Consider the following 15,677-nt stretch of genomic DNA (forward strand, 5'->3'; position numbering starts at 1 on the left):
GGGTTGAAGCCATTTGATATAGTAACATGCTCGGACAATAAAAACGTCCGGCAACCCTTTAGATTGCCGAACTTATTTCTGTTGCCTATGCGCTTACTGACGAGCCATACGGTGATTGTGAGCTGGCTTATCTTGTTCCGTTGAGCGGTAAGGGTTGATATCCAAGCCTCCACGGCGCGTATAGCGGGCAAATACGGTCAGTTTGCTTGGTTGGCAGTATTTCATTAGATCCGTAAAAATACGCTCTACACACTGTTCGTGGAACTCATTGTGCTCGCGGAAAGACACTAAGTAACGTAACAGCTTCTCACGATCTATTTTTGCGCCTTGGTAGCGAATTTCTACACTGCCCCAGTCGGGTTGGTTAGTGATCAAACAGTTTGATTTCAATAGGTGGCTATGTAGCACCTCTTCAACTTGTATTTCACCTGCCGCACCTTCAAGCAAATCGGCATCGAAATCGTAACTGGTGATGTTAATGTCTTGGTCATCAATACATTCACCGTCCATTGTTACGATAGGTTGATTGGTATAGTGGGTCACTGGATTCACCTCAACCAGCACCTTTTCACCTGCGCATTCAGACAGGTCTTGTGTTAAACGCTCAGTCACTTCTTCCCAGCTTGCAAAGCGGGTTTGGTTATAGCTGTTTAAGTACAGTTTGAAAGACTTCGATTCAATCAAGTTTGCGCTGGTGGCTGGAATGTATACTTCGCCAACGGCCACTTGTGGTAAACCTTTACTATTTAACCAAGACAGTTCATACAGCGTCCAAATGTCGTGCCCCATGAAAGGCAGAGTATCGCCTAACTGAAGGTCATCTCGGTTCAGGCTGCGAGGGACTGGTTGCAGCAAGCTTGGGTCATACTGGTTCGCATACTCGGTCTTTTTACCTAGTGTTAGGCCAGCAAGCTCTTTAGCGTCAGAATATTTGCTCATACTTTGTGGTCGTTTTCGATTAGAATGGCGAGAATTTTACTGAATCCGCTGGTCAATTGCCATCCGGCAAACACGGCTATCTGATAAATAAGGAATGAGGAGACCTTCATGACCCAAAACGTTACTCAGGCGCTACAAGAGTTCAGCCTGCGCTACCAACAAGCTTGGCAAGCTAAATATAATGAGTTGCCAAGCAGTGAAGAGCTTGCAGAGCTTGTTTCTCCTTGTGTCGAAGAGAAGCGTGATGGAAAGGTGCTTTGGAAAGCGGTCGCACGTGATGAAATGGCCGATTTCACCAATGTGGAAAATGCGATTGAGTTGTCACTGCAAGATGATGTTAAAGCCTTTTATGGTTCTCAATACTGCGCCGATATGGAGGCAACTTGGCAAGGTAATTCGTTGACGCTGCTGCAAGTCTGGAGCGATGACGATTTCGTGCGTCTACAAGAAAATATTCTTGGTCATTTGGTGACGCAGCGCCGCTTGAAACTTAAACCAACAGTATTTATCGCAGCGACAGATGAGGAAATGGATGTGATTTCTATTTGTAACCTCACTGGCAATGTGATTCTAGAGCGTTTGGGTACCTCTAAACGTGATGTATTGGCAGATTCATTGGTTGAGTTCTTGAATAAGTTAGAGGCTGCCGTCTAAGTATGTATGTTGTTGAGTTGCAGTTTGAGTGTTTTGATAACACCACCGTCAGCGCGGTAGACAAAGCCATTAATGGCTTGATGGATGCTCTGCGTTACAACGGCCAAGTATTAGGTCGTGAATTTCCGATAGTGATGGGAGAAGGTGAATTTTTCGTTCGTGTTGTTTGCCCAGAACAAGACAGCTTGCATCCACGTTATCACTCAGATTTCGTCAAAGTGTGCATGAACCGTTTGTCGGATGCGTCTTTGCTTGCTCCGAAAATGCGTATGCTGGGGCGTGATTTGAATTCAGAACAAGCAGCCGAAAAAGAGACACCTAGCTGGCAAGTGTTGTACACGACTTATGTTCATACGTGTTCGCCTTTGCGAAGTGGTGAAACCCTGTTGCCAATTCCTTTGTATCGTAATGAGCCAACACTTAATGGAGACCATAAAGCCGTCATTAAGTGGCAGACTGAGTGGCAAGCGTGTGATGAAATCCAAATGGCAGGGGGTTGCCGAGCGGAACATGCGGCGCTGCACGAAATTTGCGATGTGGATAGTGTGCTGTTTCGCCGAGGTTGGGACTTACGTGGCCGTATCGAATACATCACGAAGATCCCTACGTACTATTACCAGTATCGTGTCGGTGGTCAGTCGCTGGAGAGCGAGAAAGCGCGCAAGTGTCCAAAATGCGATGGCGAGTGGCTACTCGATGAGCCACTACATGACATATTTCATTTTAAGTGTGATGACTGCCGAATCGTGTCGAATATCTCTTGGGACCATCTTAAGTAGCGAATTGAAGCTACTTAAATGGGTAGATAGACAAATAGAAAGGGCTGATGTTTTCACATCAGCCCTTTTGTGTTTAGAACGTTTATGTTTAGAACGTTGTTTTCAGTCATGTTTTGAAAAGTGGGATTACCAACCTTTCACAACACCGCCTTTGAACAGCTCTTTTGCCGCTTCGTAAACTTCTTCCGTTTGGTAAGCTTTTACGAAGTTTTGTACGTTTTGCGCATTAACATTTTCTTCGCGAGCGACAATTAGGTTTACGTATGGTGAGTCTTTATCTTCAACGAACACGCCGTCACGCTCTGGCGATAGGTCGATAGAGCTTGCGTAAGTGGTGTTGATGATAGATAGCGTTACGTCATCCAATGAACGTGGAAGCTGTGGGGCTTCTAGTTCAATGATTTCGATATTTTTAGGGTTGCCTACGATGTCACGTACTGTAGCGAGTAGACCAACGCCATCACGTAGCGTAATTAAACCTTGTTGCTCAAGAAGCAGTAGTGAGCGACCTAGGTTAGTTGGGTCGTTTGGTACTGCGATGCGTGCGCCATCTTGAATTTCATCAATTGATTTTACTTGCTTTGAGTAACCAGCAATAGGGTAAACGAATGAGTTACCCGCGATAGCCAGTTTGTAGCCGCGGTCTTTCACTTGTTGGTCTAGGTATGGTTTGTGCTGGAACGCATTCGCGTCTACTGAACCATCATCCAGAGCGGCGTTTGGTGTTACGTAATCGGTAAATGTTACTAGCTCAACGTCTAGGTTGTATTTCTCTTTTGCTACTTTAGCGGCAACTTCGGCTACTTGTGCTTCAGCACCAGCAATAACGCCAACTTTTACTTTGTTTACGTCTACTTCTTTGTCGCCGCAACCCGCTAGAGCAAGAGCAGAGGCGGCCGTTGCTACAGTCAAAAGACCTTTAAGGCTAAATTTCATCTTTATCTCCTTATAATTTGTATTTTTGATGCTTATCTGTGGTCTACACGGCGCACCACTGCGTCGCCGATAGACTGAATAATCTGTACTAGAACAATCAACATCACGACAGTCACGGCCATGATAGTTACATCGTAGCGGTGGAAACCGTAACGAATGGCTACGTCACCTAGGCCGCCGCCGCCTACCGTACCCGCCATAGCTGAGTAGCTAACGAGAGTGACCAAGGTAATCGTTACTGAGTTAACAATAGTCGGCATTGCTTCAGGTAGTAGAACTTTTGTGATGATCTGTGTTGGTGTCGCCCCCATTGACTGCGCTGCTTCCACCAAGCCTGTCGGTACTTCTAATAAAGCACCTTCAATAAGACGAGCGACAAAAGGAATGGCGCCAATAGTCAGTGGGACGATTGCTGCGGTTGTACCGATAAAGGTTCCAACCAGCATTTTTGTCACTGGAATAATCGCAACCATCAGTACGAGGAATGGCACTGAACGACCAATGTTAACGATAGCGCCTAAGCCGCTATTTAGTTTGGTGTTTTCAAGTAGGCCGCCTTTCTTAGTAATATGGAGGATTACGCCTAATGGAATACCCACAGCAAAGCCGACTAATCCGGCAACCGCAACCATGTAAAGCGTTTCCCACGTTGCACCTAAAAGTAGTTTGCTGTTTAAACTCAGCCATTCAGAAATCGTATTAAAGGACATAACCAAGTACCTCTACTTTTACGTTGTGCTTACGCAGGTATTCAAGAGCTGCGTTGTCATCTTCTTCGTTACCAAATAGCTCTGCGACCATCATGCCGAATTTCACGCCACCAGCGTAATCAAGGTCGGAACTCAAAATACTCACATCAATATTGTATTTACGAGAAATTTGCGACATTAACGGTGCATCGACGGTTGCGCCAGTAAACTCTAAGCGAACCAACGGATAGCTGCCATCAACACGTTCTGCTTGCAGACGTGCTTGGTAATCTTCAGGAATGGAAAGATCCAGCGTTGAGCGAATGAATTGGTGCGCTAGCTCTGTCTTAGGGTGCGCAAAAATATCGCCAACGGTGCCTTTTTCCACCAGCTCACCACCACCGATGATTGCTACTTCGTGACAGATGCTTTTTACGACTTCCATTTCGTGAGTGATAAGTAAAATCGTGATGTTGAGTTTGCGGTTGATCTCTTTCAATAACTCAAGGATAGATTGAGTTGTTGCTGGGTCTAGTGCGCTAGTGGCCTCATCACAAAGCAGCACGCTAGGATCGGATGCCAATGCACGAGCAATTGCCACACGCTGTTTTTGGCCGCCACTTAAGTTAGATGGGTAGCTCTCGTGTTTGTCGGCTAAGCCTACAAGCTTTAGCAACTCAGTTACTTTTGTTGTGATTTGCGATTTGTCTTTACCTGCCAGTTCTAGGGGCAATGCCACATTATCAAACACAGTACGAGACGAAAGCAGGTTAAAGTGCTGGAAGATCATGCCAATGTTACGGCGTGTTTCGACTAGTTGCTTTTTGCTGAGTTTGGTTAGATCTACACCATCAACGATGATGGAACCAGAGGTCGGCGCTTCTAACATGTTTACGCAGCGGATCAGCGTACTTTTACCAGCACCAGATGAACCGATAACACCAAAGATGGTGCCTTTGTCGATGTGTAGGTTAATGTCTTTCAGGGCAAGGATTTCCTTACTGCCTTGGTAGAACACTTTATTGACGTTTTTTATTTCTATCATGTTTCAACCTGCCCAAAGATACGGGGAACTTCGCTGTCAAAAACGGCCTTTGACAGAACTTAATGTTGAGCTTTATCTCAATTTTCAGTTGATGCTATGGGTTAAGCAGAATGAAGTCAATAGATATTTTTACGTCTAGACGTCTAAATGTATGGATGTTCTGTTTCGAAACGGAGATGTATAGATAGAAAGCAGGAGGTAGACGGCAGGGCACCCTCAGATTTACCGATTCTTGCCCAACAAATCAACCGTTTTGTCGAGGCCTAGAATGAATTAGATAGTGTTGAAGTTTATAAGGTATGTAATAATCTGATTAAACCGAGTTAATAGAGAAATACGTTTTGGCAAAACCTGCTGTTTTTATCGATCGTGATGGCGTGATAAACGTTGACCACGGCTACGTTCATGACGAACATGATTTTGAGTACATTGATGGTGTATTTGAAGCGACGAAAGCGCTAAAAGATAAAGGCTACCTTCTAGTGTTAGTGACGAATCAATCGGGCATCGCACGCGGTAAATTCAGTGAAGACCGTTTCTTGTCTCTGACTCAATGGATGGATTGGAACTTTGCTGATAATGGTGTTGAGTTCGATGGTATCTATTACTGTCCACATCATCCAGAACATGGCATTGGCGAGTACAAGCAAGATTGTGAGTGCCGTAAGCCAAAACCAGGCATGTTCATTTCTGCGCGTGACTTCTTGAAGATCGACATGGAGAAATCTGTGATGATCGGCGATAAAGCTGAAGACATGATGGCAGCAGAAGCGGCAGGCGTTGGCACTAAGATTTTGGTTCGCACTGGTAAGCCAGTAACAGAACAGGGCGAAGCCATTGCAACGGTAGTATTAGATAGCATTGCAGATGTGCCTGCGTACTTAAACAAGTAATCTTCATTACTGACTGAGTTAAGGGAAGCCACTGCTTCCCTTTTGTTTGATTCCTTCTTTTAGTCTGAACACTTATGAGCAAAAAACTCACCATTCTTGATATCGCAAAATTGGCAGGCGTGGGCAAATCGACAGTAAGCCGTGTGCTTACTAACGATCCAAAAGTGAAACCGCAAACGCGTGAGAAGGTAGAGCAAATCATTCGTGAATCAGGCTACGTCCCATCAAAGTCGGCGCAGTCGATGCGTGGTGGCAGTCAAAAGGTTATTGGGGTTATCATCTCCCGTTTAGATTCACCATCAGAAAATCGCGCCGTTGGTACCATGCTCAATGCTTTGTATTCCGCTGGTTATGATGCGGTGATCATGGAGAGCCAATTCGATCGCGATAAAACCAATGAGCATTTGGATGTGCTTAGACGTCGCAACGTCGATGGGGTGATCGTGTTTGGTTTTACTGGATGTGATGAGCGAGCATTGGCGGCGTGGGGGAATCGTATCGTCGTGATCGCGATGGACACGCAAATGGTTTCCTCGATCAACTACGATAACCAAGGTGTGATAGACATGGCTTTGTCTCACCTTGAGCAGCAATCTTTATCTCGCATTGCTTATATTGGTGTTGATCCTGAAGACAAAACCACTGGCTTAGCTCGTCTAAATGCTTATAAAGCTTGGTGTCAACGCAAGCAAATTGCACCTTGTTTCCAAACGGGTAAGTTGAGCCATGAAAGTGCTTATCAGTTGGTAGACAAAGTCCTTCAATCTGATACTCAGGCCATCGTGTGCGCCAGTGACACTATCGCGTTGGGCGTGATTAAGCGTCTTCAAGAGTTAGGCCGTGAAGACGTGGTTGTGACAGGTGTTGGTGGTAATGAATTGCTCTCTTTCCTTTTCCCTAAAGTATTTAGTGTCGATCCAGGTTATACCCTTGCAGGTGAGAAGTCCGCTAACATGCTGATCAATCAATTAAATGGCGATGAGGAAGTGGTTCACTTTACTCAACAGCCTATCGTTTGTTAATCCACACTAAAACGATCTGCTCTAAAATTATACTGTGATCATTCTCAATTAATGGGACTGTTCCCATTTTGTTTTTTGTCTTCGAATGGCAATATTAAAATTAAGAAATGGGAATGTTCCCATTTATAAAAACAAAATGATGAATCGAATGTATCCAATACAGGGTGGACAAAGTTATGAGTAAGATTGCGCGTAAAGACGTGGAGCGTCTTATTGAGCTGGTCGGGGGGCCGGACAATATTGCCAGTGTAAGTCACTGTTTAACTCGCTTGCGTTTTGTTCTAAATGATACGGACAAAGCAGATACGAAACAGTTAGAAGCATTACCGATGGTGAAGGGCTGTTTTACCAACGCAGGCCAGTTCCAAGTGGTTATCGGTACTGAAGTGGATGAAGTTTACAAGGTACTGATCGGACTGACGGGTAAAAGTGAAGCCAGCAAAGACGAAGCGAAGAACGCTGCTCGTCAAAACATGAATATCGTTGAGCGTGGTATTTCCCACCTTGCAGAAATCTTTGTACCACTGCTACCTGCGATCATTACCGGTGGTCTGATTCTTGGCTTCCGTAACGTGATTGGCGACATCAAGATGTTTGATGGTCAAACGCTAACGGAAATCAGCCAGTTTTGGGCAACGGTACACTCTTTCCTATGGCTAATTGGTGAAGCAATCTTCTTCTTCCTACCAGTTGGCGTGTGTTGGTCGACAGTGAAAAAACTCGGCGGTACTCCGATTTTGGGTATCACATTGGGTGTCACGCTGGTTTCGCCGCAGTTAATGAACGCTTACCTAATTGGTAAGCAAGTACCTGAAGTGTGGGACTTTGGCTTATTCGCCATCGAGAAAGTGGGCTATCAGGCGCAAGTGATTCCAGCAATGCTTGCTGGTATGGCTCTGGCGTTTATTGAAACCAACTTAAAACGCATCATTCCGTCTTACCTTTACCTAGTAGTCGTGCCGTTTGTCTCAATCATTGTGTCTGTGATTCTTGCGCACTCTATCATTGGTCCATTCGGTCGTATGTTGGGTGACGGCGTTGCTTTCGCAGCAAAAGCAGCCATGACGGGTGACTTCGCAATGATTGGCTCAACCATCTTCGGCTTCCTATACGCGCCATTGGTCATTACTGGTATTCACCACACCACCAACGCGGTAGACCTTCAACTGATGCAAGAGCTAGGCGGTACGCCAATTTGGCCTCTGATTGCACTTTCAAACATTGCTCAAGCGTCTGCGGTCGTCGGCATCATTATCATCAGTAAAAAACATGGCGAGCGTGATATCTCAGTGCCTGCGGCTATCTCTGCTTACCTTGGCGTGACTGAGCCGGCGATGTACGGCATCAACTTGAAATACAAGTTCCCAATGCTGAGCGCGATGATCGGTAGTGCGTGTGCTGCTGCTATTTGTGGTAGTGCGGGCGTAATGGCGAACGGTATCGGTGTGGGCGGTTTGCCGGGCATCTTGTCTATCCAACCGCAGTTCTGGGGCATTTTTGCTTTGGCTATGTTAGTCGCAATGCTGGTACCTGCTGCATTAACGTTAATTCTTTATAAGCGTGCACAAGCCAAAGGTGAGCTTGAGCCTGCAAACGCGTAATTCTATTTGAGGCAGTGACTTGGCTGCCTCCTCCTATTTTTCTTTTCAAATTTTAAGTTTCCGATTACTGGTAAGTGAGTGTTAGAAATGGCTATGACCAAGCATGATGAGAGCTGGTGGAAAACCGCAACCATCTATCAAATTTACCCAAAAAGCTTTTGTGACAGTGGCAGTAAAGGCACGGGCGACATCAAAGGGATCATTTCTAAGCTGGATTATCTTAAGCACCTTGGTGTGGATGCGATTTGGCTGACGCCGGTTTACCAATCGCCAATGATCGACAACGGTTATGACATCTCCGATTATTACTCGATTAACCCTGAGTTCGGCACTATGGAAGATTTCGATACTTTGCTAGCAGAAGCGCATCAGTTGGGTATTCGTATCATCATGGACATTGTAGTGAACCACACGTCGACAGAACACAAGTGGTTCCAATCCGCACTGGGTGATAAAAACAGCCCATACCGTGATTACTACATCTGGAAAGATCCGGTAGATGGTGCTGAACCAAACAACTGGCAATCAAAGTTTGGTGGCAACGCTTGGGCGCTGGATGAAAAAACAGGCCAGTACTATTTGCACCTTTTTGCTAAAGAGCAAGCGGACTTAAACTGGGAAAACCCAGTAGTGCGTGAAGAAGTGAAAGAAGTCATCAGCTTCTGGGCAGACAAAGGTGTCGATGGTTTCCGTCTCGACGTTATCAACCTGATTTCCAAGCAGCAAGATTTTCCAAGTGACGATATTGGTGATGGTCGTCGTTTCTACACGGATGGTCCACGTGTGCACGAATACCTTCAAGAGATTAGCGAATCTGTGTTTCAAAAATACGGCAGCGTGACGGTGGGTGAAATGTCTTCCACTACGCTAGAGCACTGCCAGCAATATTCTTCGCTAGACGGCAAAGAGCTATCCATGGTGTTCAACTTCCATCATCTGAAAGTCGATTATCCAAATGGTGAAAAATGGACCAAAGCGCCGTTTGATTTCATTCAGTTAAAACAGATCTTCAATCATTGGCAAACGGGCTTAAATGGCAAAGGGTGGGGGGCGCTGTTCTGGTGTAACCACGACCAGCCACGCGTTGTGAGCCGATTAGGTAACGACGAGCAATACCGTGTTGAATCTGCCAAGATGCTTGCGGCATCAGTGCACATGATGCAAGGCACACCTTATGTTTACCAGGGGGAAGAGATCGGCATGACCAACCCGGGTTATACCGAAATCAGCCAATATCGTGATGTTGAAAGTACTAACATGTACGACATTATGGTCAACCGTGATGGTGTATCTCATGACGATATGATGGCGATCTTGGCACAGAAGTCGCGTGATAATTCACGTACACCAATGCAATGGAACAGTGCAAAACACGCGGGCTTTACTGAGGGAACGCCGTGGCTTGAAGTGGCGCAGAATTACTCTGAAATCAATGCTGAAGCTGCGGTTGCCGATTTGAACTCGGTGTTCTACTTTTACAAGCGTCTGATTGAACTGCGTAAACAGGTTCCAGTCATCACCGATGGCCGTTACGAGGACCTGCTGCCAGAGCACAAACGTATTTTCGCTTACGCTCGTCAGAACGATAAGCAAACGCTGCTGTGTATCAATAACTACTACGCTGAAGAGGTGGAATGCGTTCTGCCAGAACGTTTTGATATGAGTAAGGCGAAAAACTTGCTATCTAACTATCAAAACTCAGCGAGCGCAGTCGCGTCAAACCATCAAGTGTTACGACCTTACGAAACTCGTATTTTATTGATAGAAGAATAAACTCGGGTGTCATCACCCCTAAGATTGATGTTCGAGATGAAGGCTTTGGTGTGCTCCCCAAAGCCTTTTTTATTGAGATGCGAGATACTTGTGGAGTACAGGCTTATTTTGTTTCAATCGCTGTTAGCTGCACTTTCTCTTCGTTGATTTGTAATTGTTGTACTTTCAGCAGTTCAATTTGTTCTATCAGACCTAAGCTCGGATTAAACCAACGTTCTGCCGAAGTGGCGAACTCCATTGAGTCCATGTCATCACAGTTTAGGTTGTAGATGTTCTCTTCCATCAGGTATGCCGCTTCAATTTTCTTGCCTGAGATCGAGAACGCTTTACGCACGCCAGTCTCTCGGATTTGCTGTTGCCAAACCACTTGGCAAGATGCTGTCATAGGAAGGTTTTGTACCCACTCATGCTCTTCAAAACGGTCTAGAAGGTTGTGAACTGCGTAGCCTGTAAGAGTGGTTTGCAGAGACATAGTTTCTTCACCGATGTCAATATTCGGGCTTTTCTCTTTTACGTCGTCACCGTTTAGGCGGAAAATCGGACCGCTGTGCATAAGCATGGCAATAAACTGATGACCAATGAAATAAGCGTCAGTGATTTCATGGAGTGCACCATCTGATCCTGCAAAGTAAAGCGTATTGCTCTCTTCGTCGTCGTTGTACTGCTCGTCTGAATAGTAGAACTGTTCGGCGCCGTAGTTCACCAAGTCATTAACCAACTGGACCATTGCCTCGCTGTTTGGGATTTGTGCCAATGCTGCCAATATTTGCTCGCGACCCATCGCTTGGAAGCTCAGTTTCATGTCGCCCTCTGGTTGGCCATCCAAGCTAAACGAATAGCTCAATTGTGTGTTTGGTACAGGAGCGAAGATTGAGTTGTGAATCGAGACGTCGAAACTTTCTTGAGGCATTTTGTTTGGATTCGCACTGCCAGAAGACGAACCTCCGCCACAGCCGTAAAGAGCCAGAGTTGCTGCTGCGATAAGCGTCATTTTGTTTAGCATGGTTTACATTCCTGATTGATAAGGCCGTTTCATGTTGGGCCGTTGCTTGAATGCGAGCATGCTAAGTTCAGTGAGAGAAAAAGGGCAAAAAACAAAAGCTAACAGGGGTTAATGAAAGCTTAATTTTATATTTAGGTCTTTGTTTTGTTTGGGGTTATTTCGTTGGCTACGTTAGTGCAATACTCGTTAATGAGCGCTTTCCATCGGCTTATGATTTCTTGATCGGTCACACTAACATGCAACGTTTTCCACGGTTGGAGGCAAGTCTCTTTTGATTCAGATTGAGAAAGACGCTCAAACAAGGTTTCGGAAGGTAAAACGCGCAGCAGCGCCACCAGTGATTCCATGTAGTTGAGACGGAACTGTTCAAGTTTGTTCTGCTTATAAGCAATGTGAGACACAAAGGTATAAATCAGTGCGTTTTGGATACGTGAGTCGCCATCTGGTGTCGTTAACAGAGCTTTTGCCCTGTCTAAGTTACCTAATTTGAAATGCAATAGACCTAACCAGAGGCTCAGCTCATCTGGCAAAACATCAAACGACGATTGTACTTGAGTTAAATACGCTTCCAGCTTTTGATGTTCGTGCTCGTATAAGGCGAGATGTCTTGCCGTTGTTATAGCCGCAAATTCATCAGATTGTCGGAGAGGTTGGCTAGAAAAGGCATTCTCGAATAACATTTTTTTGTGAATATCCGAAAGCTGCCACGAACTTGCCGAAGGTGCAGGCAGATTGAAGTATTGCGCGACATCCGAGTGCATTTGGAAAATATCCGATTGTAAGGCAGATAAACGCAGTGTGTACTCATTGCGAAACGCCAGCTTGCCCGTCGCAGGATAAATAAGGTTCATCTGCGCTTTCAAGATGCCCTGTTTTGTGCCGTCTTTTAACTCGATATTGAGCTCGTAGTCGCTGGTCTGCATGTTTCGTGCGCCAGGGAAATATGGCGTATGACCGATAGGATCAAGAAAGTAACTAGGAGCATCTTGGTTGGCGATGTCGGTGTATGGATATTCGACCTGTTGTTGCAGCAAGATGGCTTTGACCAGTATGCGGTATTTTCGCGCCTGGGAGCCGATTGAATCGACACGGTTGAGTAGTAGCTCGACTTTGGGAATCAGTAGTTGATGACGTGTTTGTTGTGTTGAGATTTCTTGGCGTTGCCATAACAAGCTTGCGAGTGTCATGCTACATACCGCAAGTATGGCACATAAGCTGTAAGCAAAAATCAGCTTGAAGTTCTTATTACTCGCCACCTGGGTTGAGATAACGCGCCGATGGTTTTTCGCTGGTGGCACTAAACGAATATTGGCAGGGTTAAGAAAGTAGCCTTTGCGGGGGTAAGTGACCAAGAGCTTAGCGGCATCGTATTCGGGTAAGTACTGCTGTAGCAGGGCACGTAAGGTGCTAATGCGGTTCGTGAGCACATTCTTAGAGATGAACTTGCTCTGCCAAATGGTTTCAATAATGGTGTCAGCAGAGAGTGGGTGGCCAACGCTTGTTAACAGCAGTTCTAATAATTCAATGGTGCGAGGTTCAAGATCAATCGCGATAGCATCTTGATGAAGGGTCTGTGTCTTCGGGTTATAGATCAGCTCTCCAATCGCAATACAACTGTGAGTCTGTTTAGCTTGTTGCAGAAAGTCGCGCATACCGTACCGATCTATTTGGAAATCGCGAAGTATTATATAGCGATTGGAGCGCGAAATCTTATAAATCGCGCTTCAATCATTATCAAAAATTTATGAACCGTAGGTCACGGAATAGCGGTGCGGTTTGTGGTTCATCGCTAACACGAGATTGAGTGCAAACGCCCCCAAAATTGAAAGGCCAATCACTTCTGGTGTGACAAAGAAGAATGAAGCAAACAGGATACATGCATCGATTGCCATTTGGCTTTTGCCAACTGAAATGCCAAATTTGTCTTGGATAAACAAACACAGCACGTTAAAGCCACCCAAGCTGGAGCGATGTCGGAATAGGATCAGCATACCGAGCCCCATTAAAAGCCCGCCTGCGACGGCGCAATAAACTTCATTTACCGATTCGAGCGAGATTAGCAAATAAAGATGATCGGCAAAGATAGAAACCAACGCGCCAGAAATGGCACTATTAATGGCGAAATGACGGCCGAAGCGTTTCCATGCTAGTAAGTAAAAAGGACTGTTTGCTAAAAAGTACAGCACACCAAAGGTAAAAGGTGTAAATTGGCTAATAAGCAGAGCCAATCCAGTCGTGCCTCCCGTTAGAAGGTTCGCGGATTGGAGAAAGAAAACGCCTTGAGCTACTAAAAAGGTACCCGTGAGAATCGCTATCCAGTCTTCTTTTAATGAGTGTTTTTCCATCAATGTTGCAGTCATTAGTGATAAATAAGGCGTGCATAGTAGTAAAAAGATGATCTTTTCGGTAGCTAGAGGGTAAAATTTACGGTAAACCTATGTAATTGCTGTTTTACAGGGTGTAAAGCACAAATTTGACAGGCAATAGATTGTCGTTATGCGATTGCAATGCTGGCATGATAAACATTGCTTGTCATCATGAAAAAACTGCATGAGAAAAATTGTAAATTTCTCTTTATGACCTAAATCAAATTATGTAGAATGCGCGCCATTAGGGTGACGAAAACGTTTGCGTCGGGTCATTCAACAGTTTTTTTGCAACTTTCAGTACTAATCTGAGTCAGGAGATACAGATGCTTAAGCGTGATATGAACATCGCAGATTACGATGCGGAACTGTTCGCAGCTATCCAGGAAGAAACTCTTCGCCAGGAAGAACACATTGAACTTATCGCTTCTGAAAACTACACAAGCCCACGTGTAATGGAAGCGCAAGGTTCTCAGCTAACGAACAAATACGCTGAAGGCTACCCAGGTAAGCGTTACTACGGCGGTTGTGAGTACGTAGATAAAGCTGAAGCACTAGCAATTGAGCGTGCATGCCAACTATTTGGTTGTGAGTACGCTAACGTACAGCCTCACTCAGGTTCTCAAGCAAACAGCGCAGTTTACATGGCGCTTCTTAACCCTGGCGATACAGTTTTAGGCATGAGCCTAGCACACGGTGGTCACCTAACTCACGGTTCACCAGTAAACTTCTCGGGTAAGCACTACAACGTTATCCCTTACGGTATCGATGAAGCTGGTCAAATCAACTACGACGAGATGGAACAGCTAGCACTTGAACACAAACCTAAGATGATCATCGGTGGTTTCTCTGCTTACTCGCAAATCGTTGATTGGAAACGCATGCGTGAAATCGCTGACAAAGCAGGTGCTTACTTATTTGTTGATATGGCGCACGTAGCGGGTCTTATCGCCGCCGGTGAATACCCAACACCAGTACCGCATGCTCACGTGGTAACAACAACGACGCACAAAACACTAGCAGGTCCTCGCGGTGGTCTTATCTTGTCAAATGCTGGCGAAGATATGTACAAGAAACTGAACTCAGCAGTGTTCCCTGGTGGTCAAGGTGGCCCTCTAATGCACGTTATAGCTGGTAAAGCAGTAGCGTTCAAAGAAGCGATGGAGCCAGAGTTCAAAGCTTATCAAGCTCGCGTAGTGAAAAACGCAAAAGCAATGGTTGGTCAGTTCCAAGAACGTGGCTACAAAATCGTATCTAATGGTACAGAAAACCACTTGTTCCTTGTTGACCTAATCGACAAAGATATCACTGGTAAAGACGCAGACGCGGCACTAGGTGCAGCAAACATCACTGTAAACAAGAACTCAGTACCAAATGACCCACGCAGCCCATTCGTAACGTCTGGTATTCGTGTAGGTACGCCAGCGATCACTCGCCGTGGCTTCACTGAAGAAGATGCAAAAGAGCTAGCAAACTGGATGTGTGACGTTCTAGATAACATCGGCAACGAAGAAGTTATCGAAGCGACAAAACAGAAAGTGCTAGAAATTTGTAAGCGTCTACCAGTTTACGCCTAACATTTTTTGAAAATAACTCAGGCGAACTCGTTCTATTTCTGCGATTCGGTTTGATTATTTGATTGATGAAAGGTCCTCAATTGAGGGCCTTTTTGTTTGTCTGGCGTTTGGAATGAGATATAGCGAGAGAGTGTGATAAGGGGATGGCTACCAACACTGTCCCTTTTCAATATATCCAAACCACGTCATTCCGATGAGCCTAGGCGAGATCAGGAATCTTGTTGAGGCGCACTCTTTTACTCAGAGTTTCTCTAAAAATCATCAGTACTCTGAAAACTGATTCTGAATCACGCTCGTTCCTCGCTGTTCAGAATGACAGTGGTAGAATGGCTTTTTATCATCATTTGTCAGATACAAAAAAGGTTGGCACTGAGCCAACCTTTCTTTTCAAAACAAGCTT

General features: G+C 45.3%; 14 protein-coding genes. 7 read left to right on the forward strand and 7 right to left on the reverse strand.

Features of this window, described 5'->3' with window-relative positions:
* Positions 1-93 precede the first annotated feature (93 nt).
* Complete coding sequence (gene queF, locus R7Z77_RS05525) at positions 94-939, reverse strand: NADPH-dependent 7-cyano-7-deazaguanine reductase QueF (protein WP_213896190.1); 846 nt, start codon at positions 937-939, stop codon at positions 94-96.
* A gap of 108 nt (positions 940-1,047) precedes the next feature.
* On the opposite strand from queF, the gene syd reads away from it, so the two are divergent.
* Both syd and R7Z77_RS05535 read left to right on the forward strand, forming a co-directional pair.
* Positions 1,048-1,593 (forward strand): SecY-interacting protein, encoded by a 546-nt coding sequence (gene syd, locus R7Z77_RS05530; RefSeq protein WP_193837501.1) that lies wholly within the window; start codon positions 1,048-1,050, stop codon positions 1,591-1,593.
* A gap of 2 nt (positions 1,594-1,595) precedes the next feature.
* The gene (locus tag R7Z77_RS05535) at positions 1,596-2,372 is read left to right on the forward strand and encodes a Zn-ribbon-containing protein (RefSeq protein WP_158157279.1); all 777 of its coding nucleotides are present in this window, start codon (positions 1,596-1,598) and stop codon (positions 2,370-2,372) included.
* A gap of 126 nt (positions 2,373-2,498) precedes the next feature.
* On the opposite strand, the gene R7Z77_RS05540 is transcribed toward R7Z77_RS05535, so the two are convergent.
* Genes R7Z77_RS05540 through metN form a run of 3 tightly spaced genes read right to left on the reverse strand, consistent with a single transcriptional unit; the run spans position 2,499 to position 5,042 of the window.
* Complete coding sequence (locus R7Z77_RS05540; protein ID WP_005381966.1) at positions 2,499-3,308, reverse strand: MetQ/NlpA family lipoprotein; 810 nt, start codon at positions 3,306-3,308, stop codon at positions 2,499-2,501.
* A 32-nt stretch (positions 3,309-3,340) separates the two neighbouring features.
* On the reverse strand, positions 3,341-4,018 hold the full coding sequence (locus tag R7Z77_RS05545) for a methionine ABC transporter permease (protein WP_005383604.1): 678 nt from the start codon (positions 4,016-4,018) through the stop codon (positions 3,341-3,343).
* Positions 4,008-5,042, reverse strand: coding sequence for a methionine ABC transporter ATP-binding protein MetN (metN, locus tag R7Z77_RS05550; protein ID WP_005381962.1), 1,035 nt, complete (start codon positions 5,040-5,042; stop codon positions 4,008-4,010). The genes R7Z77_RS05545 and metN overlap by 11 nt, the downstream gene beginning before the upstream one ends.
* Positions 5,043-5,383: 341 nt before the next feature.
* Here metN and gmhB point away from each other — a divergent pair, with 341 nt between their 5' ends.
* From gmhB to treC, 4 genes are all read left to right on the forward strand, one after another.
* Positions 5,384-5,935 (forward strand): D-glycero-beta-D-manno-heptose 1,7-bisphosphate 7-phosphatase, encoded by a 552-nt coding sequence (gene gmhB, locus R7Z77_RS05555; protein WP_005381961.1) that lies wholly within the window; start codon positions 5,384-5,386, stop codon positions 5,933-5,935.
* A gap of 74 nt (positions 5,936-6,009) precedes the next feature.
* A complete protein-coding gene (treR, locus tag R7Z77_RS05560) occupies positions 6,010-6,957 on the forward strand; it encodes a trehalose operon repressor TreR (protein ID WP_213967779.1) in 948 nt (315 codons plus the stop codon).
* A gap of 176 nt (positions 6,958-7,133) precedes the next feature.
* A complete protein-coding gene (gene treB / locus R7Z77_RS05565) occupies positions 7,134-8,558 on the forward strand; it encodes a PTS trehalose transporter subunit IIBC (RefSeq protein ID WP_005381959.1) in 1,425 nt (474 codons plus the stop codon).
* A gap of 87 nt (positions 8,559-8,645) precedes the next feature.
* On the forward strand, positions 8,646-10,331 hold the full coding sequence (treC, locus tag R7Z77_RS05570) for an alpha,alpha-phosphotrehalase (RefSeq protein ID WP_053350273.1): 1,686 nt from the start codon (positions 8,646-8,648) through the stop codon (positions 10,329-10,331).
* A 103-nt stretch (positions 10,332-10,434) separates the two neighbouring features.
* Here the strand turns inward: treC and R7Z77_RS05575 are convergent, their stop codons facing one another.
* From R7Z77_RS05575 to R7Z77_RS05585, 3 genes are all read right to left on the reverse strand, one after another.
* Positions 10,435-11,334: a hypothetical protein gene (locus R7Z77_RS05575; protein WP_213967780.1), complete on the reverse strand. Its 900-nt coding sequence runs from the start codon at positions 11,332-11,334 to the stop codon at positions 10,435-10,437.
* Positions 11,335-11,465: 131 nt separating this feature from the next.
* Positions 11,466-12,986 carry a transcriptional regulator gene (locus tag R7Z77_RS05580; protein ID WP_213967781.1) on the reverse strand — a complete coding sequence of 507 codons (1,521 nt, stop codon included), beginning with the start codon at positions 12,984-12,986 and terminating at the stop codon, positions 11,466-11,468.
* Positions 12,987-13,076: 90 nt separating this feature from the next.
* On the reverse strand, positions 13,077-13,679 hold the full coding sequence (locus R7Z77_RS05585) for a YitT family protein (RefSeq protein ID WP_017635671.1): 603 nt from the start codon (positions 13,677-13,679) through the stop codon (positions 13,077-13,079).
* Positions 13,680-14,026: 347 nt separating this feature from the next.
* Here R7Z77_RS05585 and glyA point away from each other — a divergent pair, with 347 nt between their 5' ends.
* Positions 14,027-15,277: a serine hydroxymethyltransferase gene (gene glyA, locus R7Z77_RS05590; RefSeq protein ID WP_005381985.1), complete on the forward strand. Its 1,251-nt coding sequence runs from the start codon at positions 14,027-14,029 to the stop codon at positions 15,275-15,277.
* The last annotated feature ends 400 nt before the right edge of the window (positions 15,278-15,677 follow it).

It is taken from the genome of Vibrio sp. 1401 (assembly GCF_033340295.1).